Below are 23,052 nucleotides of genomic sequence, written 5' to 3' on the forward strand. Positions count from 1 at the left end.
GGCGGGCAGCCTGTTTTGGCCCGTTGCCGCACGGAAAAAGGCGCATGCAAACGTTTGCGGTTGCAGCGACGATTACGCACGCAGGTAAAGAGCGTGTCAACGCCGCGCGATTGCGCGGCGGGTCGCGTGGTTGCAAGCGGTGGACGGGTTGTGCAGGGGTGCCCAGCAGTGTCGGGAGCGAAGCGAATCAATCGTCGCCGTTGCGAACGTCGAGCCCGTCGGCTCGAACGGGCGCCGCCTGCGCGGCACCGGCGGGCCGATGCGCGTTGCCCCGGGCCGCCGCGAATTCCGCGCCGAGTAACAACACGATCGCGGAGAAGTACAGCCACATCAGCAGGACCGCGAACGATCCCGCCGCGCCGAACGCACTGGCCGTGCCCGCATGCGCGAGGTACAGCGCGAACAGCTTCTTGCCGCCGGAGAACAGGATCGCGGACACGACGCCGCCGATCGCGGCGTCGCGCCATGCGACGCGCGCATCGGGCAGAAACTTCATCAGCGACGCGAACGCGCCCGCGAGCACCGCGATGCCGACGAAGAACTGCACGAGGTTCGTGACGACCACATACGGCGAATTGCCCAGCAGCCACGTGCCGACGAACGTGATCGCGGTGTCGAGCACGAGCGACACGATCAGCAGGAACGCGACGCCGAGCACGAGCCCGAACGAGATCAGCCGCACGCGCACGAGCCCGAGCATGCTCGACCAGCGGTTTTCGGTGGCCGGCCAGATCACGCTGAGCGCGGCGCTGAGCGACGCGAACGTGGCCGACGCGCCGATCGCGAGCGCGGCGAACGAGATCAGGGTGGCGAGCCCGCCGCGCTCGCCCGCGCGGTGCGCGTTCTGCACGATCGTCTGGATGCTGGCCGCCGCATCGTCGCCGATCAACTGGTGCGCCTGTTCGAACACCTGGCCGCGCGCGGCATCGTCGCCGTAGAACCAGCCGGCCACCGCGATCACCATCACGAGCATCGGCGCGAGCGAGAACGCGGAGAAAAATGCGATGCCCGCGGCCATCGCGGAGCAGCGGTCGGCCGAAAAGCGCTTGAACGCGGTGAGGGCCCAGTTGGCCTGTCGCTGGGCGAGACGGCTGGCTTCGGAAGTGATCGGTCGTTTCATGACGGTTCGGGTGCGCGCGGAACGCGGATCATCGTTGGTAATCATACAATTCGGTATTGATCCGAGGATTCGAACATAGTTGCGCGAACTGTCTATAATTCCTTTCAGTTTCCCCACCCCCACAATAACGCCGAGACCAGCCATGCTACAAATGTCCCGGCGCCAGTTCCTGAAGGTGACGGCTACGTCGCTTGCCGGATCGAGTCTAGCCCTGATGGGCTTCTCGCCGTCCGAAGCGCTCGCCGAAGTCCGACAGTACAAGCTGGCGCGCACCGTCGAAACGCGCAACACCTGTCCTTACTGTTCAGTGGGTTGCGGCATCCTGATGTACAGCCTCGGAGACGGCGCGAAGAACGCGCAGCCGAGCATCATCCATATCGAAGGCGATCCCGACCACCCCGTCAATCGCGGCACGCTGTGCCCGAAGGGCGCGAGCCTGATCGACTTCATCCACAGCCCGAACCGCCTCACGCACCCCGAGTATCGGGCGCCCGGCTCGGACAAGTGGGAGCCGATCTCGTGGAATGACGCGCTCGACCGCATCGCGAAGCTGATGAAGGCCGACCGCGACGCGAACTTCGTCGAGACGGCGGAAGACGGGGCGAAGGTCAACCGCTGGCTGACCACCGGCATGCTGGCCGCGTCGGCCGGCAGCAACGAAGTGGGCTACCTGACGCACAAGACGGTCCGCAGCCTCGGGATGCTCGCATTCGACAATCAGGCGCGTGTCTGACATGGCCCGACGGTGGCAGGTCTTGCCCCGACGTTTGGCCGTGGAGCGATGACGAACCATTGGGTCGACATCAAGAACGCGGACGTGATTCTCGTGATGGGCGGCAATGCAGCCGAGGCCCATCCGTGCGGTTTCAAGTGGGTGACGGAGGCGAAGGCGCACCGCAAGGCGCGGCTGATCGTCGTCGACCCGCGCTTCACGCGTACGGCCTCGGTGGCCGATTACTACGCGCCGATCCGCACCGGCACCGACATCGTCTTCCTGGGCGGCGTCATCAACTATCTGCTGACGAACGACAAGATCCAGCACGAGTACGTGAAGAACTACACGGACTTCTCGTTCATCGTGCGCGAGGATTTCGCGTTCAACGACGGCATCTATTCCGGATATGACGCCGAGAAGCACGCGTACCCGGACAAGTCGAGCTGGGACTACGAGCGCGGCGACGACGGCTTCGTGAAGGTCGACCCGACGCTGCAGCATCCGCGCTGCGTGTACAACCTGCTGAAGCAGCACTACGCGCGCTATACGCCGGACATGGTCCAGCAGGTCTGCGGTACGCCGAAGGAGAAATTCCTGAAGGTGTGCGAGATGCTCGCGACCACCGCGGTTCCCGGCCGCGCCGGCACGGTGCTGTACGCGCTCGGCTGGACCCACCACTCGATCGGCGCGCAGATCATCCGCACCGGCGCGATGGTGCAGCTGCTGCTCGGCAACATCGGCATCGCCGGCGGCGGGATGAACGCGCTGCGCGGCCACTCGAACATCCAGGGGCTGACCGACCTCGGGCTGATGTCGAACCTGCTGCCGGGCTACATGACGCTGCCGATGCAGGCCGAGCAGGATTTCGACGGCTACCTGAAGAAGCGCGTGCAACTGCCGCTGCGGCCGAACCAGCTGAGCTACTGGAAGAACTACAAGGCGTTCCACGTCAGCTTCATGAAGTCGTGGTGGGGCGATGCGGCGACCGCCGAGAACAACTGGGCTTACGACTACCTGCCGAAGCTGGACAAGCAGTACGACCTGATGCAGGCGATCGAGCTGATGAACGCCGGCAAGATGAACGGCTACATCTGCCAGGGCTTCAACCCGCTCGCGGCGGCGCCGTCGAAGGTGAAGACGGCGGCCGGCCTCGCGAAGCTGAAGTGGCTCGTGATCATGGATCCGCTCGCGACCGAGACGTCCGAGTTCTGGAAGCATCACGGCGACTACAACGACGTCGATGCGTCGAAGATCCAGACCGAGGTGTTCCGTCTGCCGACCACCTGCTTCGCGGAGGAAAACGGCTCGCTCGTGAGTTCGAGCCGCGTGCTGCAGTGGCACTGGAAGGGCGCGGAGCCGCCGGGCGAAGCACGGAGCGACCTCGAGATCATGTCCGGGCTGTTCCTGCGCATGCGCAAGATGTACCAGACGGACGGCGGCAAGTATCCCGACCCGATCGTCAACCTGACCTGGCCGTACGCGAACCCGGAAAGCCCGACGCCCGAAGAGCTCGCGATGGAGTTCAACGGGAAGGCGCTCGCCGATCTGCCCGATCCGAAAGACCCGACCAAGACGCTCGTGAAGAAGGGCGAGCAGCTCGCCGGGTTCGCGCAGCTGAAGGACGACGGCACGACCGCGAGCGGCTGCTGGATCTTCTGCGGCGCATGGACGCAGGCCGGCAACCAGATGGGGCGGCGCGACAACTCCGACCCGACCGGCATCGGCCAGACGCTGAACTGGGCGTGGGCGTGGCCGGCGAACCGGCGGATCCTGTACAACCGCGCGTCGTGCGACGTCGCCGGCAAGCCGTTCGACCCGACCCGCAAGCTGATCGGCTGGAACGGCAGCGCGTGGAAGGGCGCCGACGTGCCGGACTTCAAGGTGGACGAATCGCCCGAAAACGGGATGGGGCCGTTCATCATGAATCCCGAAGGTGTCGCACGCTTCTTCGCGCGCGCGGGGATGAACGAAGGTCCGTTCCCCGAGCACTACGAGCCGTTCGAGACGCCGCTCGACGCGAACCCGCTGCACCCGAACAACCCGCAGGCGCTGAACAACCCGGCTGCCCGCGTGTTCCCGGACGACCGCGCGTCGTTCGGCAAGGTGGCGGACTTCCCGCACGTGGCGACGACGTACCGGCTGACCGAGCACTTCCACTACTGGACCAAGCATGCGCGGCTGAACTCGATCATCCAGCCCGAGCAATTCGTCGAGATCGGCGAAGATCTCGCGAAGGAAGTCGGCGTCGCGCACGGCGAGCGCGTGAAGGTGTCGTCCAAGCGCGGCTACATCGTCGCGGTCGCCCTCGTCACGAAGCGGATCAAGCCGCTGACGGTCGACGGCAAGAAGGTCCAGACGGTCGGCGTCCCGTTGCACTGGGGCTTCAAGGGTCTGACGAAGCCCGGCTATCTCGCCAATACCCTGACTCCGTCCGTGGGCGACGGCAACTCCTATACACCGGAATTCAAGTCGTTTCTGGTGAAGGTCGAAAAGGCGTAAGGGGAAAGAGATGGCATTGCAATCGCTGGATATCAAGCGCGTCTCGGCCACCACGACGCCACCGCCCACGGTGCGCGAACCGGTGACCGGGAGCGTCGCGAAGCTGATCGACGTATCGAAGTGCATCGGCTGCAAGGCATGCCAGACGGCATGCATGGAGTGGAACGACCTGCGCGACGAAGTCGGTACCAACGTCGGCGTGTACGACAACCCGGCCGACCTGACCGAGCATTCGTGGACGGTCATGCGGTTCTCCGAATACGAGAACCCGGCGGGCGACCTCGAGTGGCTGATCCGCAAGGACGGCTGCATGCACTGCGAGGATCCGGGCTGCCTGAAGGCGTGTCCGTCGCCGGGCGCGATCGTGCAGTACAACAACGGGATCGTCGATTTCCACGAGGAGAACTGCATCGGCTGCGGCTATTGCGTGACCGGCTGCCCGTTCAACGTGCCGCGGATCTCGAAGAAGGATCATCGCGCGTACAAGTGCACGCTCTGTTCCGACCGCGTCGCGGTCGGCCAGGAACCGGCCTGCGTGAAGACCTGCCCGACGGGCGCGATCGTGTTCGGCACCAAGGAGGACATGAAGCAGCACGCGGCCGAGCGGATCGAGGACCTGAAGGAGCGCGGCTTCGAGCATGCGGGGCTGTACGACCCGCAAGGGGTGGGCGGCACGCACGTGATGTACGTGCTGCACCACGCGGACAAGCCGTCGCTGTACCACGGGCTGCCCGACAACCCGTCGATCAGCCCGATGGTGAAGCTGTGGAAGGGCATCGCGAAGCCGCTCGCGGTCGCCGGCCTCGCGCTCACGGCGCTCGCCGGGTTCTTCCACTACGTCCGCGTCGGTCCGAACGAGGTGAGTGACGAAGAGGAAGCCGCCGCGCGCGCCGAGGCGCGACGCATCAAGGAGGACGCGAAATGAAGCACGACGACCCCAACCTGATCGTCCGCTACACGCCGAACGAGCGCACGAATCACTGGATCACCGCGATCACGTTCGTGCTGCTCGCGCTGTCCGGGCTCGCGCTGTTCCATCCGTCGATGTTCTGGCTGACCGCGCTGTTCGGCGGCGGCCAGTGGACGCGGATCCTGCACCCGTTCGTCGGCCTCGTGATGTTTGTGTCGTTCGCGATCCTGGTGGTGCGCTTCTGGCACCACAACATGCTCGACGCGGACGATCGCCAGTGGCTCAGGCAGATCGACGACGTGCTGACCAATCAGGAAGACAAGCTGCCGCCGGTCGGGCGCTATAACGCCGGACAGAAGCTGCTATTCTTTACGTTGGTGGCGTGCCTGCTGCTGCTCCTGCTGTCGGGAGTCGTGATCTGGCGGCGCTACTTCTCGTTCTACTTCCCGATCGGGGTGATCCGCGCGGCCGCTGTCGTGCATGCCGTGGCGGCCTTCGTGCTGATCGCGAGCATCATCGTGCACATTTATGCGGCGTTGTGGGTGAAGGGCTCGATCGGTGCGATGGTGCGCGGCACCGTCACGCTGGGCTGGGCTCGCAAGCATCACCCGAAGTGGTTCCGTGAAAGCGTGAAATGACGCACCGGAGCGGGCCGGCTCGCCGATCGCGGCGGGCCGGCCCGTCAGCCGTCGGAACCGCCTGAAAGCGCCGACTCGTCGGCGCTTGTTTATTTGGAAGACATTCTCGTGACACAACGTATTCTCGAACCGACCGAGATCTCGGCACTCGATCATTCGGCCATTCCGCGCTTTCGCCTGCCGGAGCGCGCCACCGCGTTCGCGGCGCGCGCCGCGCGGCTGCGCAAGCTGGCCGACCTGAACCCGATCAGCGGCTACCTGCGGCTGATGGCCACCGTCGCCGATGCGCAGCACGCGACGCTGCAGACGCTCGAACTGCCGCTGCCGTCGAAGGACGCGATCGCGCGGGCGCAGCAGCATTCGATGCCGCTCGTGCCGGCGCTCGACGGCGAGCGCGATGCGCGCTGGCGCGCCGTGCTGTACGAGCTGCTCGACCGCGTCGAAGGCGCCGGGCTCGTGAACCCGCAGCTCGCGAAGCTGCTCGACCGGCTGCGCCTGATGGCGCCTGTCGAACTCGATGCGCAGGCCGACGCGATCCTCGCGCTGCGCTTCGCCGAAGTCGATCCGGCCACCGCGCCGTTCCTGATGGCCGCGCTGCAGGTCGTCTGGACGGATCTCGCGAGCCGCGTTGCGCCGGCCGACGTCCCGTATCTCGACCAGCCGGGGCTGTGCCCCGTATGCGGGTCGCATCCGGTCGCGAGCGTCGTGCGCGTCGGCGGCCAGTACCAGGGCTACCGTTTCCTGCAATGCGGGCTGTGCACGACCGAATGGCACATGGTGCGCACGAAGTGCTCGCACTGCGATTCGACGAAGGGCATCGCGTATCACGGGATCGAGGGCGGCAGCGAAGCCGTCAAGGCCGAATCGTGCGACGAGTGCAAGACCTATCGCAAGATCGGCTATCAGGACAAGGACTACGAGTTCGAGCCGCTGGCGGACGATCTCGCGAGTCTCACGCTCGACCTGCTGATGAACGAGGCCGGCTATCAGCGCAGTTCGCCGAACCCGCTGTTGTGGCCGGACGTTGCGCGCGAAGCGGATTGACGGCAGGGGCCGGGGCGGCGCGCAAGCGCGGGGCCGGCCCACTGTGAAGCATGAGACTGGAGCCACCTCGACGTGACCGAACCCGGTTTGAATGAATTGAATGCCGTGCTGGCGCGCGTGCCGTCGGTCGAGCGCGTGCTGTCGTCGGCGCCGCTGCAGCCGCTGCTTGCCGACTACGGCCGCACACGCGTGCTGAACGCCGTGCGCGCCGAGCTCGATCGCTGGCGTACCGCCGCGCAGCACGACCCGGCGGGGGCCGAACCGCTCGACGAGCCGCGCATCGCCGCGGCCGTCGCGCGTACGCTGGCCGCGCAGAGCACGGGCGCCGTGCGCGCCGTGTTCAACCTGACCGGCACCGTGCTGCACACGAACCTCGGGCGCGCGCTGTTGCCCGACGATGCGGTGCGGGCCGTGGTCGACGCGCTCACGCGCCCCGTCAACCTCGAATTCGACCTCGCCACGGGCCGCCGCGGCGATCGCGACGACCTGATCGACGATCTGCTGTGCGAACTGACCGGCGCGGAAGCCGCGACCGTCGTGAACAACAATGCGGCGGCCGTGCTGCTGACGCTGTCGGCGCTCGCGACGAAGCGGGAAGTCGTCGTGTCGCGCGGCGAGCTGGTCGAAATCGGCGGCGCATTCCGCATTCCCGACATCATGAGCCGCGCGGGCGCCCGGCTGCGTGAAGTCGGCACGACCAACCGCACGCATCTGCGCGACTACGCGGATGCCATCGGCCCGCGCACCGCGCTGCTGATGAAGGTGCACTGCAGCAACTACGCGATCAGCGGCTTCACGAAGGAGGCGACGCTCGCCGAACTCGCGCCGCTCGCGCGCGAGCACGGGCTGCCGGTTGCCGTCGATCTCGGCAGCGGCACGCTCGCCGACCTGACGCAATGGGGGCTGCCGCACGAAACCACCGTGCAGGAAACCGTGGCCGCCGGTGCAAACGTTGTCACGTTCAGCGGCGACAAGCTGCTCGGCGGCCCGCAGGCCGGCCTGATCGTCGGCGATCGCGCGCTCGTCGCGAAGATCAGGAAACATCCGCTCAAGCGTGCGCTGCGCGTCGGCAAGCTGACGCTCGCGGCGCTCGAACCCGTGCTGCGTCTCTACCAGTCCCCCGAATTCCTGCGTGACCGGCTCACGACGCTGCGCCTGCTCACGCGCGCGCAACACGAGATCGCCGAGGCCGCCGAACGTGTGCGTCCGGCGCTGCAGGCCGCGCTCGGCAGCGGTTTCGACGTGACGGTAGAGCCGATGTTCAGCCAGATCGGCAGCGGCGCGCTGCCGGTCGACCAGTTGCCGAGCGCCGGGCTCGTCGTGCGCACGGCGGACGGCAAGCGCGCCGGCCGCGCGCTGGCGCAGCTCGAGAAACGGCTGCGCGAATGGCCGCGCCCGGTGATCGGCCGCGTGGCCGACAATGCGCTGCGGCTCGACCTGCGCTGCCTCGAAGCCGCCGACGAGGCGGCGTTCATCGCGCAGTGCGGGGCGTTCGCGGGGCCCGCTGCATGATCGTCGGTACCGCCGGACACATCGACCACGGCAAGACGACGCTCGTGCGTGCGCTGACGGGCGTCGATACCGATCGCCTGAAGGAAGAGAAGGCGCGCGGCATCTCGATCGAGCTCGGCTATGCGTATACGCCGCTCGACAACGGCGACGTGCTCGGCCTGATCGACGTGCCGGGCCACGAGAAGCTGATTCATACGATGGCGGCCGGCGCATGCGGGATCGACTTCGCGCTGCTCGTGATCGCGGCCGACGACGGTGTGATGCCGCAGACGCGCGAGCATCTCGCGATCCTGCAACTGCTCGGCGTCACGCATGGCGCGGTCGCGCTGACGAAGTGCGATCGCGTCGATGCCGCGCGCGTGGCCGACGTGCGCGACGAGATTGCCGCGTGGCTGCGCGACTCGACGCTGGCCGGCGTGCCGATCTTCGAAACGCGTGCGACGGCTTCGGGCGATGTCGGCGTCGCCGAGTTGAAGCGCTACCTGACGGACGCTGCAATCGCATGGCGCGCGCGGCGCGACGACGGCCTGTTCCGGCTCGCGGTCGATCGCGTGTTCACGCTCGCGGGGCAGGGCACCGTCGTGACGGGTACCGCGTTCGCGGGCCGCGTCGCGACCGGCGACACGCTCGCGATCGTGCGCACGGGCGGCGCGGCGCGCGTGCGCAGCATCCATGCGCAGAACCGGCCGGTCGAGGCCGGCCGTGCGGGCGAGCGTTGCGCACTGAATCTGGCGGGCGTCGACAAGGCCGAGGTGGAGCGCGGCGATACGGTCGCCGATGCGCGGCTCGTCGCGACGTCGCCGCGTCTCGACGTCGAACTGACGCTGCTCGCGGACGCGGGGCTCACCCTCACGCACTGGGCGCCGCTGCACGTGCATCTCGGCACGCTGCATCGGGTCGCGCACGTCGCGCTGCTCGACGGCGATACGCTCGCGGCCGGCCAGCGGATGCGCGTGCAACTGGTCTTCGACGAGCCGGTGTTCGCGCTGCCGGGCGACCGCTTCATCGTCCGCAATCCGCAGGCGACGCGCACGGTCGGCGGCGGTCGCGTGCTCGATCCGTTCGGGCCCGCACGCAAGCGTCGCACGCCGCAGCGTCGCGCGTGGCTCGACGCGCTGGCCGAATGGCTCGACGAAGGACGCGTCGATGCATTGCTCGCGCAGGCGCCGCTCGGTATCCCGCGCGCGATGCTCACGCATCTGACGGGTTTCGCGCCGAACGCGCTCGCGTTGCCGGACGATGCGCTGGCGATCGGGCAGCGCGATGCCGCGTCGAACGACGGCGCGGTGATTGCGCATGCGCACTGGCGTGCGATGCAGACGCGCGCGATCGATACGTTGCGTGCGTATCACGAACGCATGCCGGACGAGCAGGGGCTCGACGCCGCGCGCTTGCGGCGGATGGCTGCGCCGCTCGCCGGCGATGCGCTGTGGCGTGCGCTCGTCGACGCGCTGGTGGCGAGCGGCGAAGCGGCGCGCAGCGGGCCGTGGCTGCATTTGCCGTCGCATGCGGTGAGCCTCGAGCCGCGCGAGGAAGCGCTGGCGCAGCAGCTGCTGCCGCGGCTGCATGCGGGGCGCTTCGATCCGCCGTGGGTGCGCGACCTGGCGCGCGATACGGGGGCGGCCGAGGACGCGGTGCGGACCTTGCTGCGCAAGCTCGCGCGGCGCGGCGACGTGCACCAAGTGGTGCGCGACCTGTTCTATCACGCGGACGTCGTGCGTGAGCTTGCTGCACTGGTCGCGCATCTCGCGCCGTCGCTCGGCGGCGGGCTCGACGCGGCGACGTTCCGCGACGCGACGGGGCTCGGCCGCAAGCGCGCGATCCAGATTCTCGAGTTCTTCGACCGGGTTGGGTATACTCGCTTCCACCGCGATCTTCACTTCCTGCGGCCTGACAGCGGTTGGGCGGGTATTCAGGCGTAGGCACTCGTTGGTCTTTTGATTCTTTTCCCCACGGAAGGCATTCGTATCCGGTGGTACGGCCGGGCTTCAAATCCGGTTAGGGGCGTTAGACGCTCCTGGGTAGGTTCGACTCCTGCTGCCTTCCGCCACAATGGTTTCGGAGAATCGCACTTCGCCTAAATGTGCGCGATTCATTTCCGCAAATTTCTCCCTTTTCCGCAAAGCTATCGTTTTGTCGGCTTCACCTTGTCGCCGCGGCGGTTGCGCACGTAGAGGCGAGTCTGATCTTCCCGGAGGAACGGACGTCGACCGAAATTTGAGCCATCGACTCAAAATTCAATCGACGCGGACGCCGACATCGCGACGCGCCTCGTTGGCGATTGCTCGATAGTCAAGACCGAAGCAGCGGATTGCATGAATGCCCACGGCGCGCGCCCACAGACGTCATCTAGGCGGCACGACGTCGGTTGCGGTATTCGGCGGGGTAAGAAATCCGGCTGATCGGATTCGGGCGGGGCGCATTTTGTGCGTGTGGCGCTGCAGCTCGGACTGGGCCGATTGTCGGTTCGATGAATGTAGGCGATGCTGTCTGACTTTACGGAAATCAATGCATGGGTCTGCTGATCATCTCGATATGCGTCGCTGTCGCCGTATTTTTCATCCTGTGAGCGATTCCGGTCGAGCGGCGTCTACGTTTTCAATCCCGGACGAAGAGGCTTTGGCGATGCAGTATTGGATTCGCAAGCTGCCGTGCGAGTGGTAGTTGTAGTCGACTGCCTTCCACCGCACGGGCTTCAAGTCGTTCGGGTATGCTGACGGAGTTTCGCGCGCCCGTTCGTGATGCTTCCCGGCGAAGATCCAATCCCGTCGGGACAGCCCTCCGAATTTCGCTCATTCGCATCCAGGGATAAAACGCACCGCGGCGTGCCGCGCGGCTTGGCCGGTGCGCACGCCCGGCCGATCTGCACCATTTCACGCCGCTCCGGTCGATGTAACGTGCCTTCGCCTGCGTTCGAATGACCATCCGGGCGGCCAGGTCGTATTCGAGCCTGCTTCTGTCAAGCTTGCAAGTCTTCACCAAGCCGGCGTGGCTCATCCGGCTTGGCGCGCGTGAGCGATGTCAACGCCCGTAGTCCATTCTCACGCCGACAGGCGTCGCATTCACGCCGCATTTATTCGACGAGACGGTGTTGATCGGCGACGTATATTTATCTTTTCCGCCCGTGTTGAAATAGGTGACGAGCAGAGGGCTGAAGGTAATGCCGGTTTTTACCAGGGAGGTACAAGGATCGGAACTTCCTTCTACCCAGCTCCCCGGATAACTCAATGCCATGTTGCCGCGCAGAATCTCGAATTTCCCGATCTCGACAGTCTGGACCGGATCGCCGGCGCCATCGAGTACGTCGACGGTGCCGGACAGGACTGCATGCTGAGCAGTGCTTTCGATCAGGGTTGCCGTGAGGTGATAGGTATATCCTTGTGTCGTCGGCAGATTGAGCGCGCAGGTAATGCCGCTTCCGCCATCGGCGCCTTTGGCACAATTGCTGTTGTAGAGTTGGCCCGCATTTTTACCGAAATACGAGAAATGCGCCTGGCCGCCGTAGCCGTAAGATTGCACGGTCGGGTTGATGCCGATGTATATCGTATCTCCGCCACCGGCTCCGTTTGTCGGATCCAGCCAGAATTGAGTCGCGACAAATCGTGTGCCGATCGGGTTGGAATTCAGTTTGTTGAAGGTGAAGCTCGTCTCCAGCTTGTCGAAATATCTTGCGGGGCGGCTCGCTGGAAAGTCGTAGTCAATATTTATCACATTCCCCGTAGGGTTTGTCGGCGGGAAGTACGTTCCTTGATTGATGCCGGCGAAGCCTGGCGTGGAGGCGAGCAGCAGGCTGCAGAGCAGGAGCGCGCCGTGCGGATTTTTTCTGACGGAGCGGCCAGCGTGGAAGCGGTCGAGTTTCGATTTGCCAATCATTTCATGATCCTTGGTCTTTGGATTGCTATGAATTCTGATTAGAAACGTTACTTAAAAAACAAAGCGGATGCCTATGGGGTGGTATGGAAACTATCTGCCCCGGTGTTTCATTTCGGTGAAAATTCAGCGTGACAATTTGCTTGTCTTGATCGTTTGTTGTTTCGTTTTTATAATTGTTTCAAATAAAGCATCGTTTGAATGCTGTGTGTTATCTATTAAATCAATATTGCGGTGACTCACGCTCGAGGAAATGCACTTGAGCGGCGCCAGTATGGGTATCGTTTGAGCGATGGTCAAGATGTTTTGTGTAATATAGCCTGATTGTGAAATTAAATTATCGGTTATGAAATTTCTAATTTCAAAAATATCCGGACGATTTTGTGTCTGCTGGAAGCGGTAGTGGCAATCCGTGAACGGTAGCCTTGAGGTGGTATTTCGCGGCGAGTCACAAATATCGGAATTGATCGGATAAGACTTGTGGTTTGGCTTGTGAATCGAGCCGCGCCGCGCAGAATAAAGCGCGGGCATGACTTCGAGAGAAGTCGGTGAGGTGCGGAACAGTTGTGTCTTCTGAATGTAGAGGCGGCGAAGTGCTGGTCAAGGAACGGCGAGAGCACCGCGTGGTGTGAGCCGACGGCATGGGTTCTTTTGCCGTGCCACGTCACCGTCCGTATCGACCGCATCGACGATGGCTCGAGCACGCAGGGTGTTGCTGGCCTCGACCTGTCCACGGATCGCGCTTGCGGTGGAATCTGCCTTCGAGGTCGATTGTGGGTGTCGCACACGCCCGGGTCGGTTCGACACCGGGCGTGTGCGATACCCCCTCGTTCTTTCCTGTCTCCCCGGCCCGCGCCAATCGACGTGCAAGTGCACGCCGGCGCCAGTGCCGGCATCCGCGCCCGACGAAACTTGATCGGGAAAATTACTACAAGTCTGCGAATTATTTTCCAGCTATAGTGAAATCACTGAAGGTAGACGCGGCACCTTTTGCCGATACCGTTCAGGTAATGACTGTAGACGGGTGCTGTATGAAAAATAAAATCGAAAAGACGGTCGGACCCATCTGGGGTGTGGCCGCAGGGTTGCTTCTCGCTGTCGCAGGATTGAGTCTCGGCATTTTCCCGCAATCCCTGAACAGCTCGGGAAGCGCGAACGACTTCATGGCGTCCGGCGTGGCGATGCTGGGCATCTTCCTGGTCGTCTATTCCACGCACGAGTTGCGAAGAAGGCGTCCGCACTGAGCGCTCACGCGCCGCCGGTTCACGCACGTTGATCCGGGCCGGCTGCCGGCCCGTGAGCGCGCGCGCCCGTAACGCGCGTTACGTCTTGCCGATTTCGTGCCGGTACACGAGTTCGACGATGCGCTTCGTCGGAATGCTGGCGCGCAGCCCGTCGACGCTGTCGACCGGAAACCACTTGCATTTATCGATCTCGTTGTTCGCTTGCGGCGTCTGGTCCGGGCCGACTTCCGCGAAGAACACGTGATGGATCTTGGCGAGCCCAGTGAACTGCATCGAATAGACGAGAGGCTGGCCGGTGATGCCGGTTTCTTCGAACAGCTCGCGATGCGCGGCTTCGAGCGGCGCTTCCCCGCGCTTGATCGTGCCGCCGGGAAGGGCCCAGCGCGACGCGGCGCGCGCGACGAGCAAGACTCGTTCGCCGCGATAGCAGACGATGGTCGCGCGTTCCTTGACCGGAACGGCGCTCGCTTCGGGGGCGATATTGGGTGCGGGGCGCTGGGGCATGCGGTGATTCTAACCAGCGCAAATCGATCGGCCAAGTGACCTGACCGGGTTTGACTTTTGGCCGCCGCCAGCACGCGGCCGGACGCATCGACGTTGCCGCCAGGTGCCGAGCTTAAGTGGATCGAGACCGACATCGCGTCGCCTGTCGAAGCGGCTATGCACATTGCGCAGGCCGCGCCTGCCGCGTTCGACGTGCCGGTCTGCAACGCGGGCATCCGTGAGGCGGCTGCCTTCACGGACGCCCCTGCGTTCCCGGACGAGTTGCTCGTCCGCTTACTTCTTTTCCGGCAGGAACCAGTTCATCACGAGCGCACAGATGCCGCCCGTGGCCACACCCGATTCGAGCACGTTCTTCAGCGCGTGCGGCAGGCTGTTGAGGATGTCCGGCACCTGCGACACGCCGAGGCCGAGCGCGAGCGACACCGCGATGATCAGCAGCGCGCGACGGTCGAGCTGGACACCCGCGAGGATGTTGATGCCCGATGCGGCCACCGCGCCGAACATCACCATCGCCGCGCCGCCGAGTACGGGCTCGGGCACGGCCTGCAGCACGCCGGCGACGACCGGGAACAGCCCGAGCACGACCAGCATCCCCGCGATCCAGATGCCGACGTGGCGGCTGGCGACGCCGGTGATCTGGATCACGCCGTTGTTCTGCGCGAATACCGAGCTCGGGAACGTGTTGAACACGCCGGCCAGCAGCGAGTTCGCGCCGTTTACGAGCACGCCGCCCTTGATCCGCTGCATCCACACCGGGCCTTCGACGGGCTCGTTCGAAATCTTGCTGGTGGCCGTGACGTCGCCGATCGCTTCGAGCGACGTGACGAGGTAGATGATCAGCATCGGCACGAACAGCGACCACGAGAAGCCGATGCCGAAGTGCAGCGGCGTCGGCACCTGGAACAGCGCGGCCTGGTGCATGCCGGTGAAGTCGAGGCGGCCGAGGAACGCGGCCGCGAGATAGCCGATCGCGAGCGCGATGACGAGCGCGGTGCTGCGCACCCACACGACCGGCACGCGGTTCAGCAGGATGATCGTGCCGAGCACGAGGCCGGACAGCGTCAGGTTCTCCGCGCTCGCGAACGTGCCCTTGGCCATCGCGCCGAAGCCGCCGCCCATGCTGATGAGGCCGACCTTGATCAGCGTGAGGCCGATCAGCAGCACGACGATGCCGGTGACGAGCGGTGTGATCAGGCGCTTCACGAACGGCAGGATGCGCGACACGCCCATCTCGACGAACGACCCGGCAATCACGACGCCGAAGATCGCGGCCATCACGGTCTCGACCGGCGTGCCTTGCTTGACCATCAGGCTGCCGCCGGCGATCAGCGGGCCGACGAAGTTGAAGCTCGTGCCCTGGACGATCAGCAGGCCGGCGCCCAGCGGGCCGAAGCGCTTGCACTGGACGAAGGTGGCGATGCCGGAAATCACCAGCGACATCGACACGATCAGGGTCGTATCGCGGCTGGATACGCCGAGCGCCTGGCAGATCAGCAGGCCGGGCGTGACGATCGGCACGATGATCGCCAGCAGGTGCTGTAGCGCGGCGACGAAGGCGACCATCGGCGCCGGCCGGTCGTTCGGGCCGTAGACGAGGTCGCGGGCCGAATGTGCGGCATCGGCGCCGTGGGCGGCGGGTTGGGCGGAGGAGGCGGGTTGCATGGCGAGCGGGCCGGACAAGGTGGAAAGTGCGGCATTTTAGCCGAACGGCCCGCCGGCGCCGCCGGGGGCAGCGCAATAGCGGGGATTCGACGGGATCGGGTAAAAATGGCGGAGGATCGGCGCCCAGCGGGTGACGACCGCGGCGCCCGTCGGTCAGCGGGCTTGCCGCGCGGCGGGCACGGTCGGGATGGCGGTCGGTGCGGGGATCGCATGGAATCCGGGTAGCGCGGGAATCCGCTGTTCCATGAACTGCAGGAACGTGCGGGTGCGAAGCGGCAGATACCGGCGCGATGCGTAGACGAGGTGCAGCGCATGCGGCGGCGCCATGGCCCACCTCGACAGCAAGCGCACGAGCTGCCCGCTGTCGATCAGGTCCTGAACGAGCCACGCGGGCGCGCTGCCCACCGCGTTTCCGGCCAGGAAGCATTCCCGCAGCGCGATCGAGCTGTTCACGCGATACCTGCCGTGCACCGGAACGACGACCTGCTCGTCGCCGCGGGCGAATGTCAGTTCGTTGCCGATGTCCGCGCGCGCGTAGCCGACATACGCATGCTTCGTCAGGTCTTCCGGGCGGCGAAGCTTCGGGGCCTGCGCGACGTATCCCGGCGTGGCGACCAGCAGGCGCGGCGACGACGCGACGTGGCGCGCCACGGCATCCGGCGGCAGCAGGTGGCCGAGGCGAATCGCGACGTCGACGCCTTCTTCGACGAGGTCGATCACGCGGTCGGTCAATTGCAGCTCGACTTCGATCTCGGGCCACGCGGAGAGGAAGTCGAGCACGAGCGCGTTCAGCCTGAGTTCCCCCAGCCCGAGCGGCGCATTGACGACCAGCTTGCCGACCGGCCGCACCGTTTGCCCGCGCACGTCGGCCACCGCGCTTGCGTATTCGTCGATCACGCGCTTGCAGCGGTCGTAGAACCGCCGGCCTTCGTCGGTGGGCGCGAGGCTCGTGGTCGAGCGTTCGAGAAGGCGCACGCCCAGTTCCCGTTCGAATGCGGCGACGATCTTGCTGATCGTCGGCTGGCCGGTGCCTTCCTCGCGCGCGACCGCCGAGAAATTGCCGAGCTCGATCGCGCGGACGAACACGCGCATGGATCGCAGCGAATCCATCTTATTCCCTTATGGCATGAGTCTGATTCAAGTTTCGCATGTTCCAGCGCAATCGAGAATGACCTAACGTTCACGCACCTTTAATCCCCGATGAGGAGTCGACATGAACGAGGCAACGCCATCTTCGGCACTGGACGGTGCGCACGTGGTGGTATTCGGCGGGAGTTCCGGAATCGGCCTCGCGGCCGCGGCCGCCGCGAAGGCGAAAGGCGCCAGCGTGACGCTGATCGGCCGGACCCGCGCGACGCTCGAAGCCGCCGCGCAAGCGATCGGCGGCGCGCGCATCGCGGTGGCCGACATCGCGGACCGGCATGCGGTGCAGGCCGCATTCGACACGATCGCACGCGTCGATCACCTGGTCGTCACGGCCGGCCGCTTCATCGCCGGCAAGCTGGGCGAGACCGACCCCGATCACGTGCTGGTCGCGCTGCAGGAGCGTATCGCCGGGCCGGTCTACGCGATCCGGGCCGCATTGCCGCGGATGCCCGCGACCGGCTCGATCGTGCTGACCGGCGGCCAACTGTCGGATCGTCCGGCCGCGCAGGGCACGTCAGTGATCGCCGCGGCCGTGCGCGGCGTCGAGGCGCTGGCGCAGTCGCTCGCGCTGGAGCTGAAGCCGATTCGCGTGAACGTCGTTGCGCCCGGCTTCGTCGAGACGCCGCTGTACGACGTGTTCGGCCCGGACGCGCGCGGCACGATCCTCGCGGGCGCCGCGGCGGCGTTGCCCGGCGGCCGTGTCGGGCGCGCCGACGAAGTGGGGGATGCGATCGCGTTCCTGCTGGGCAACGGCTTCATGAACGGCGAGATCCTGCACATCGACGGCGGCGGCCGGCTGGTCTGAGCCGCGCGTCAGCCCGCAGCGCGCGTGCGCGCGCGGCTCGCCGGCGGGCGCGGCGCGCGGGCATCCGGATACGCTTGCTGGCAGACGGCGATGACCGCATCGCGCAGGCGGCGATGTACCGGGTCGCCGTGCATGCGCGGATGCCACAGCGCGGAAACGAGGATCTCGGGCAGGCGCACCGGAATCTCGAAGCTGCGCAGCCCGAGGGCCTCCGTCAGCCCCGGCGAGAACGCGTTGCCGAGGCTCGAGCGCGGTACGAGCGCGATCAGGTCGGTGCTGGCCGCGACACGCATCGCGTCGGGATAGCCCGGTACGACGACGCACACGGTGTGGCCCGGGTGGGCCGGAGCGGCCGGGTCGTCGGCCGGCCCGCCGAAGTCGCCCAGCTGCGAGGCGATCACGTGACGGCAGGCCGCATAGCGGGCGGGCGTGATCCTGCCCGACGCGAACAGCGGATGGCCGGCGCGCGCGACCGCGACGTGCCAGTCGTGGAACAGCATGCGCGTGTGCAGTTCGGGCGCATCGTCGCCGCGTTTGCCGATTTCCAGATCGACGGCGCCGTCGCGCAGCGCCTGCGGATCGCGGTCGGGCTTCGGGACGAAGCGCACGCGCACCTGTGGCGCGACCTCGCCGAGCGCGGCGACCACCGGGCCGGACAACATTTCCATGAACGACGCGGCCGCGCGGATCGTGAACGTGGCGGCGTGCGTCGCCATGTCGACGTCGGCCGTCGCCGGCCGCAGCACCGCGCGCGCCTCCGTTGCGATTGCGTGCACACGGTCGCGCAGCGCGGCTGCGTGCGGTGTCGGCACGAGCTTGCGTCCGGCGCGCACGAGCAGCTGATCGCCGGTGGCGAGCCGCAGCCGCGTGAGCGTGCGGCTCATCGCGGACGTGCTCAGGCCAAGCCGGCGCGCGGCGCCGGTCACGCTGCCTTCCGACAGCAGCACGTCGAGCGCGGTGACGAGGTTCAGGTCGATGTCGTCCATGACGACAGGATACGCCACCGGGCGACATCACATGGCGTCTGATGCAACTATGTATTGAATACGATGCGTCTGGCGCCTGTCGTGTTGCGCGCCTATAGTGGCTGCATCACGAAACCCGGCAAAGGCGCACACCATGCAATCGACCGCATCGAACCAGCACGTACCCGCGATCCTGCTCGTCGCGGCGTCTCGCGGCCTCGGGCTCGCGATGGCGGAGGCATTTCTGAAGCGGGGCTGGCGCGTCACGGGCACCGTGCGCGCAGGATCGGGGCGCACGCAATTGCACGAGCTCGTCGACCGGTTCGACGGCCGGCTCGACATCGAGACGCTCGACATCTGCGAGCCGGCGCAACTGGCCGCATTGCGCGCGCGGCTGGCGGGCCGGCGCTTCGACATGCTGTTCGTGAATGCGGGAACGACGAACGAACCGACCGAGACGATCGGCGAAGTGACGACCGACGAATTCGTGCGCGTGATGATCACGAATGCGCTGGCGCCGATGCGCGTGATCGAGACGCTGCAGGATCTCGTCACCGACGACGGCCTGATCGGCGCGATGTCGTCGGGGCAGGGCAGCGTCGCGAACAACGTGAACGGCATGCGCGAGGTATATCGCGGCAGCAAGGCCGCGCTGAACCAGTTCATGCGCAGCTTCGCGGCGCGTCAGGCCGATACGCGTCGCGCGATGGCGCTGATGGCGCCCGGCTGGGTCCGCACCGACCTGGGCGGGCCCGATGCGCGGCTGACGATCGCCGAGAGCGTGCCGAGCCTCGTCGACGTGCTGCTCGCGAAGCGCGCGCGGCCCGGGCTCGAATTCCTCGACTATCTGGGGCGGACGGTGCCGTGGTGAGCGCGAACCGACACCGGACGACGCGGCAGCTTCGAGCGGATTCACGATGCTCGGGAAACTGCCGATAGGGTTGCGTGCGCAACGAGTCGCGGTGCGTCGCATAACCGGATGCGCTTGACGGCAAGCGCGTGGAAGGCTTCACGCGCAGCGCGGGCTTCGGCGCCCACATGCTGGAGATGTGCGGCCGCTGGCGCGACCTTGCGGCGATTTTTTGCGACGGGGTGGCCGTGCCGCAGGCGGTGCCCGGCACGCTCGCCGGTTCCGCGCATCGATCGCATGCGTACGCGGACGGCGCGTGCCTGCATTTGTCGCTGCGCGGCGACGTCGCGATGGCCGGGCGGGCCGCATGGTAGCGCGCGGCCCGGGACGCAGTGAACGCGGTGCCGATCCCATACAATGCAGCGTTGAGTCGTCACCACGGCGGCGGGCCGCTGCGTTCGTCGTACATGCGCGATTCGCTGGGCACGGCGTTGCCGGTGCTGCGGACGACGTACGCGGCGCGCGGCGGCACGGCACGAGGCGGTTGCGATATCGACGAGCGACCGCGCGTGGTGGAGTTTGACCCGTCGGCGTGACGGGCCTTCGTCGAACCGTCGTCGAACCTTCGTCGAATACGGAGCGCAACATGAACGAACCCTACCTGCAGGTCATCGCGCATTTCTACGCGAAACCCGGCAACGGCGACCGCGTGCTCGAATTGCTCGCGGAGCTCGCACCGGCCACCCGCGACGAGCCGAAGAATCTCGACTACGCGTATTTCCGGTCGGCGGAGAATCCCGACCACATCGTGATCCTCGAGCGCTATTCCACCGAGGACGGCCTCGACGTGCATCGGGAAACGCCGCATTTCCAGCGGATCGGAATCGGCGCGATCATGCCGTTGCTCGATCGCCGCGACGTGACGCGCTACATGGTGCAGGCGGACACCGGTACGGCGACGCCACCAGGGGGCACCCGATGAACCCGTTTCAATTCCGTACCGTTCCGACGCAGGTCGTCGAATTCGGCGCCGCGCGCCGGCTCGGCGCGTTGTTGCGCGAACGCTTTCCGGCGCTCGTGCGCGTGTGCGTGGTCACGGACGCGTTCCTGCATCGCAGCGGCGTGCTCGCGCCCGCGCTGGCGAGCCTCGCCGCGCACGGCTGGCAGGTCACCGTGATCGACGACGTGATCGCCGATCCGCCCGAACACGTGGTGCTGGAAGCGACCGAGCGGGCGGTGGCGGCCGATGCCGAGATCGTGCTCGGCCTGGGCGGCGGATCGTCGATGGACGTCGCGAAGCTGATCGCGGTGCTCGCACCGGGGCAGCAGGCGCTGGCGGACATGTACGGCGTCGACAAGGTCGCGAGCGCGCGGCTGCCGCTCGTGCAGATGCCGACGACGGCCGGCACCGGCTCCGAAGTCACGGCCGTGTCGATCGTCACGGTCGGCGAGGCGCGCAAGATGGGCGTCGTGTCGCCGCACCTGTTCGCGGACGTCGCGATCCTCGACGCCGAACTGACGCTCGGCCTGCCGCGCGCGGCGACGGCCGCCACCGGCATCGACGCGATGGTGCATGCGATCGAAGCCTATACGTCCGCGCGGCTGAAGAACCCGGTGTCCGACATGCTGGCCGTGCACGCGCTGACGCTGCTGTCGCGCAACCTGCTCGCGGCGTGCGACGACGGCCACGATCGCCAGGCGCGCGAAGCGATGCTGGTCGGCGCGATGTTCGCGGGGCAGGCGTTCGCGAATGCGCCGGTCGCGGCCGTGCATGCGCTGGCCTATCCGGTCGGCGGGATCTTCCATGTGCCGCACGGGCTGTCGAATGCGCTCGTGCTGCCGCACGTGCTGCGTTTCAACGCGCCGGCCGCCGCGCCGCTGTATGCGGAACTCGCGGCGATCGTCGCGCCGTCGGCCACGGGCAGCGACGAAGCGCGGACGCATGCGCTGATCGCCGAGATCGACCGGCTGATCGCCGCGACGGGCATCCCGCGCACGTTGCGCGAAGTCGGCATCGGCGAAGGCGATCTGCCGAGGATGGCGTCGGACGCGATGCTGCAGACGCGCCTGCTCGTGAACAATCCGCGCGAGGTGACCGAGGCCGACGCGCTGGAGATTTACCGGCAGGCGTGGTGACGCGGCGGGCATGCGCGCCGCGCCGCCCGTCGTCAGGCATTCACGATGCGCTCGCGGCCTGCCGCGCGGGCCATGCCGCGCCGCACGCGCATGCGAGCGCAAGCGCGACGAGCGCGCAGCCGGCCCACGGCGTGACGAGCAGCGCGCGGCGTTCGACGAGTACGCCGCCGAACGCCGCGCCGAGCGCGACGCCCGCATGCATGGCCGATACGTTGATGCCGACGCTCGCATCGGCCAGCGACGGCGCGGTGTGGATCAGGTAGTTCTGCACGATCGGCGAGATCGACCAACTGATGCCACCCCACAGCATCATCGCGGGCACGAATGCGAGCGGCGACACGCCCGCGGCCGCCGGCAGCACGGCCATCGCGACGAGGAACACGGCCGGGCACGCGCACAGCGCGCGCGCCGCGCCGAGCCGGTCCGAGAAGAAACCGCCCAGCCACGCGCCGGTCACGCCGGCGATGCCGAACACGACGTACAACCCTTCGAGCGCGGCCGCGCCGGGCGACAGCAGCGCCTGCAGATACGGCGTGAGATACGCGAACAGCGTGAAATGCCCGCCGATCATCGCGATGGAGACGAGTTGGGCGGCAAGCAGCCGCGGGCGCGCGAGCACGGCGCGATAGGACGGCGGGGTGGCCGCGGCTGTCGCTTCGTTGGCGGCGGCCGGCGCCATGCGCGGCAATCGTCGGCCGAGCCAGATTCCGAGCGGCAGCGCGGGCACGGCGATCGAGACGAACACCGCACGCCAGCCGGCCCAGTCGGCGATCCGCATCCCGATCGGCACGCCGAGCACGAGCGACGCGCTGATTCCCATGAACACGATGCCGATCGCGCGGCCGCGTTGCGACGCCGGCGCGAGTTCGGCCGCGAATCGCGTCGCGACGAGGATCAGCGTCGCGCAGCTCGCGGCCATCAGCACGCGCGCGGCGAACAGGCTCGCATAGCCGGGGCTGGCCGCGGCGCACAGATTCGCGGCCGCGAACACGCCGAGCGCCGCGAGCAGCGCGGTGCGCCGCTCGACCCGCGCGACGCAGGCGGCCGCGACGAGCGCGGCAAGCGCGAACACGGCGGAGAAGATCGTGGTGAGCTGGCCGGCGGCGGCGATCGACACATGAAGGCCGGCCGAGATCGCCGGCAGGATGCCGACGCAGATGTTTTCGGCGACGCCGGCCAGGAACACGGCGGCGGCCAGCAGGTACACGCGAACGTCCATTGAAACCCCTCCTGTACGGACGACGCGACCGCGCCGGGTAGGGGCGGGGCCGCATCGGATCGAATCGACGGATGGGTTTCGACGCGAGGCTTCGGTTATCCCGGAGAGGTGGACGGTACCGCACGGTCGGGCGGCGCGCAAGTGAGCATGCTTGCGCGCGCCATGTGTCGTGCGGTGATCTCGAAGCGGTCGACGTCGAACCGTATCGTCCTG

18 protein-coding genes, 1 tRNA gene and 1 pseudogene are annotated in these 23,052 nt (G+C 66.7%); 13 read left to right on the forward strand and 7 right to left on the reverse strand.

The window, feature by feature from the left end:
* Positions 1-187: 187 nt before the first annotated feature.
* On the reverse strand, positions 188-1,120 hold the full coding sequence (locus WJ16_RS24040; RefSeq protein ID WP_069261112.1) for a YihY/virulence factor BrkB family protein: 933 nt from the start codon (positions 1,118-1,120) through the stop codon (positions 188-190).
* A gap of 142 nt (positions 1,121-1,262) precedes the next feature.
* On the opposite strand from WJ16_RS24040, the gene fdnG reads away from it, so the two are divergent.
* The 7 genes from fdnG to WJ16_RS24080 all read left to right on the forward strand — a co-directional run bounded on the left by fdnG (position 1,263) and on the right by WJ16_RS24080 (position 10,488).
* Positions 1,263-4,334, forward strand: a complete 3,072-nt coding sequence (gene fdnG / locus WJ16_RS24050; protein WP_107313295.1) for a formate dehydrogenase-N subunit alpha — start codon at positions 1,263-1,265, stop codon at positions 4,332-4,334.
* Between the two features lie 10 nt (positions 4,335-4,344).
* Complete coding sequence (gene fdxH / locus WJ16_RS24055) at positions 4,345-5,259, forward strand: formate dehydrogenase subunit beta (RefSeq protein WP_069259554.1); 915 nt, start codon at positions 4,345-4,347, stop codon at positions 5,257-5,259.
* Complete coding sequence (locus WJ16_RS24060; RefSeq protein ID WP_069259555.1) at positions 5,256-5,882, forward strand: formate dehydrogenase subunit gamma; 627 nt, start codon at positions 5,256-5,258, stop codon at positions 5,880-5,882. Before fdxH ends, WJ16_RS24060 begins: the two co-directional genes overlap by 4 nt.
* Before the next feature lie 108 nt (positions 5,883-5,990).
* Positions 5,991-6,926 carry a formate dehydrogenase accessory protein FdhE gene (fdhE, locus tag WJ16_RS24065; protein WP_208607023.1) on the forward strand — a complete coding sequence of 312 codons (936 nt, stop codon included), beginning with the start codon at positions 5,991-5,993 and terminating at the stop codon, positions 6,924-6,926.
* Between the two features lie 72 nt (positions 6,927-6,998).
* Positions 6,999-8,438 carry an L-seryl-tRNA(Sec) selenium transferase gene (selA, locus tag WJ16_RS24070; RefSeq protein ID WP_069259557.1) on the forward strand — a complete coding sequence of 480 codons (1,440 nt, stop codon included), beginning with the start codon at positions 6,999-7,001 and terminating at the stop codon, positions 8,436-8,438.
* Positions 8,435-10,360 (forward strand): selenocysteine-specific translation elongation factor, encoded by a 1,926-nt coding sequence (gene selB / locus WJ16_RS24075; RefSeq protein WP_069259558.1) that lies wholly within the window; start codon positions 8,435-8,437, stop codon positions 10,358-10,360. The genes selA and selB overlap by 4 nt, the downstream gene beginning before the upstream one ends.
* Positions 10,361-10,392: 32 nt before the next feature.
* A tRNA-Sec gene (locus WJ16_RS24080) sits at positions 10,393-10,488 on the forward strand.
* A 971-nt stretch (positions 10,489-11,459) separates the two neighbouring features.
* Here the strand turns inward: WJ16_RS24080 and WJ16_RS24085 are convergent.
* Positions 11,460-12,311 (reverse strand): hypothetical protein, encoded by an 852-nt coding sequence (locus WJ16_RS24085; protein WP_069259559.1) that lies wholly within the window; start codon positions 12,309-12,311, stop codon positions 11,460-11,462.
* Positions 12,312-13,339: 1,028 nt separating this feature from the next.
* On the opposite strand from WJ16_RS24085, the gene WJ16_RS24090 reads away from it, so the two are divergent.
* Positions 13,340-13,552 (forward strand): hypothetical protein, encoded by a 213-nt coding sequence (locus WJ16_RS24090; protein WP_069259560.1) that lies wholly within the window; start codon positions 13,340-13,342, stop codon positions 13,550-13,552.
* Between the two features lie 78 nt (positions 13,553-13,630).
* Here the strand turns inward: WJ16_RS24090 and WJ16_RS24095 are convergent, their stop codons facing one another.
* The 3 genes from WJ16_RS24095 to WJ16_RS24105 form a co-directional block, all read right to left on the reverse strand.
* Positions 13,631-14,056, reverse strand: a complete 426-nt coding sequence (locus WJ16_RS24095; RefSeq protein WP_069259561.1) for an NUDIX hydrolase — start codon at positions 14,054-14,056, stop codon at positions 13,631-13,633.
* 273 nt (positions 14,057-14,329) lie between these two features.
* Complete coding sequence (locus WJ16_RS24100; protein ID WP_069259562.1) at positions 14,330-15,718, reverse strand: nucleobase:cation symporter-2 family protein; 1,389 nt, start codon at positions 15,716-15,718, stop codon at positions 14,330-14,332.
* Between the two features lie 153 nt (positions 15,719-15,871).
* Positions 15,872-16,828, reverse strand: a complete 957-nt coding sequence (locus WJ16_RS24105) for a LysR family transcriptional regulator (RefSeq protein ID WP_069259563.1) — start codon at positions 16,826-16,828, stop codon at positions 15,872-15,874.
* Between the two features lie 103 nt (positions 16,829-16,931).
* Between WJ16_RS24105 and WJ16_RS24110 the strand changes: the two genes are divergently transcribed.
* Entirely contained in the window at positions 16,932-17,669 is a 738-nt protein-coding gene (locus WJ16_RS24110) for an SDR family oxidoreductase (protein ID WP_069259564.1), read from the forward strand.
* Between the two features lie 8 nt (positions 17,670-17,677).
* On the opposite strand, the gene WJ16_RS24115 is transcribed toward WJ16_RS24110, so the two are convergent.
* Positions 17,678-18,655, reverse strand: coding sequence for a LysR family transcriptional regulator (locus WJ16_RS24115; RefSeq protein WP_069259565.1), 978 nt, complete (start codon positions 18,653-18,655; stop codon positions 17,678-17,680).
* Between the two features lie 133 nt (positions 18,656-18,788).
* On the opposite strand from WJ16_RS24115, the gene WJ16_RS24120 reads away from it, so the two are divergent.
* The 4 genes and pseudogenes from WJ16_RS24120 (at position 18,789) to WJ16_RS24135 (ending at position 21,620) form a co-directional block, all read left to right on the forward strand.
* The gene (locus WJ16_RS24120; RefSeq protein ID WP_069259566.1) at positions 18,789-19,505 is read left to right on the forward strand and encodes an SDR family oxidoreductase; all 717 of its coding nucleotides are present in this window, start codon (positions 18,789-18,791) and stop codon (positions 19,503-19,505) included.
* Between the two features lie 113 nt (positions 19,506-19,618).
* A pseudogene (locus tag WJ16_RS33735) lies at positions 19,619-20,080 on the forward strand (hypothetical protein); the annotation flags it as partial.
* A gap of 50 nt (positions 20,081-20,130) precedes the next feature.
* On the forward strand, positions 20,131-20,466 hold the full coding sequence (locus WJ16_RS24130) for a putative quinol monooxygenase (protein WP_069259568.1): 336 nt from the start codon (positions 20,131-20,133) through the stop codon (positions 20,464-20,466).
* On the forward strand, positions 20,463-21,620 hold the full coding sequence (locus tag WJ16_RS24135; protein WP_069259569.1) for an iron-containing alcohol dehydrogenase: 1,158 nt from the start codon (positions 20,463-20,465) through the stop codon (positions 21,618-21,620). The genes WJ16_RS24130 and WJ16_RS24135 overlap by 4 nt, the downstream gene beginning before the upstream one ends.
* Positions 21,621-21,660: 40 nt before the next feature.
* Here the strand turns inward: WJ16_RS24135 and WJ16_RS24140 are convergent, their stop codons facing one another.
* Positions 21,661-22,839 carry an MFS transporter gene (locus tag WJ16_RS24140; RefSeq protein ID WP_069259570.1) on the reverse strand — a complete coding sequence of 393 codons (1,179 nt, stop codon included), beginning with the start codon at positions 22,837-22,839 and terminating at the stop codon, positions 21,661-21,663.
* Positions 22,840-23,052 lie beyond the last annotated feature (213 nt).

Origin of the sequence: Burkholderia metallica (assembly GCF_001718555.1) — a bacterium.
GTDB lineage: Bacteria > Pseudomonadota > Gammaproteobacteria > Burkholderiales > Burkholderiaceae > Burkholderia > Burkholderia metallica.

Coding starts and splice junctions, on each gene's coding strand:
- WJ16_RS24105 (WP_069259563.1), bottom strand. CDS start 16,828: ATGGATTCGCTGCGATCCATGCGCGTGTTCGTCCGCGCGATCGAGCTC.
- WJ16_RS24120 (WP_069259566.1), top strand. CDS start 18,789: ATGCAATCGACCGCATCGAACCAGCACGTACCCGCGATCCTGCTCGTC.
- WJ16_RS24060 (WP_069259555.1), top strand. CDS start 5,256: ATGAAGCACGACGACCCCAACCTGATCGTCCGCTACACGCCGAACGAG.
- WJ16_RS24135 (WP_069259569.1), top strand. CDS start 20,463: ATGAACCCGTTTCAATTCCGTACCGTTCCGACGCAGGTCGTCGAATTC.
- WJ16_RS24140 (WP_069259570.1), bottom strand. CDS start 22,839: ATGGACGTTCGCGTGTACCTGCTGGCCGCCGCCGTGTTCCTGGCCGGC.
- WJ16_RS24115 (WP_069259565.1), bottom strand. CDS start 18,655: ATGGACGACATCGACCTGAACCTCGTCACCGCGCTCGACGTGCTGCTG.
- fdxH (WP_069259554.1), top strand. CDS start 4,345: ATGGCATTGCAATCGCTGGATATCAAGCGCGTCTCGGCCACCACGACG.
- WJ16_RS24100 (WP_069259562.1), bottom strand. CDS start 15,718: ATGCAACCCGCCTCCTCCGCCCAACCCGCCGCCCACGGCGCCGATGCC.
- WJ16_RS24040 (WP_069261112.1), bottom strand. CDS start 1,120: ATGAAACGACCGATCACTTCCGAAGCCAGCCGTCTCGCCCAGCGACAG.
- WJ16_RS24090 (WP_069259560.1), top strand. CDS start 13,340: ATGAAAAATAAAATCGAAAAGACGGTCGGACCCATCTGGGGTGTGGCC.
- selB (WP_069259558.1), top strand. CDS start 8,435: ATGATCGTCGGTACCGCCGGACACATCGACCACGGCAAGACGACGCTC.
- WJ16_RS24095 (WP_069259561.1), bottom strand. CDS start 14,056: ATGCCCCAGCGCCCCGCACCCAATATCGCCCCCGAAGCGAGCGCCGTT.
- WJ16_RS24110 (WP_069259564.1), top strand. CDS start 16,932: ATGAACGAGGCAACGCCATCTTCGGCACTGGACGGTGCGCACGTGGTG.
- WJ16_RS24085 (WP_069259559.1), bottom strand. CDS start 12,311: ATGATTGGCAAATCGAAACTCGACCGCTTCCACGCTGGCCGCTCCGTC.
- WJ16_RS24130 (WP_069259568.1), top strand. CDS start 20,131: ATGAACGAACCCTACCTGCAGGTCATCGCGCATTTCTACGCGAAACCC.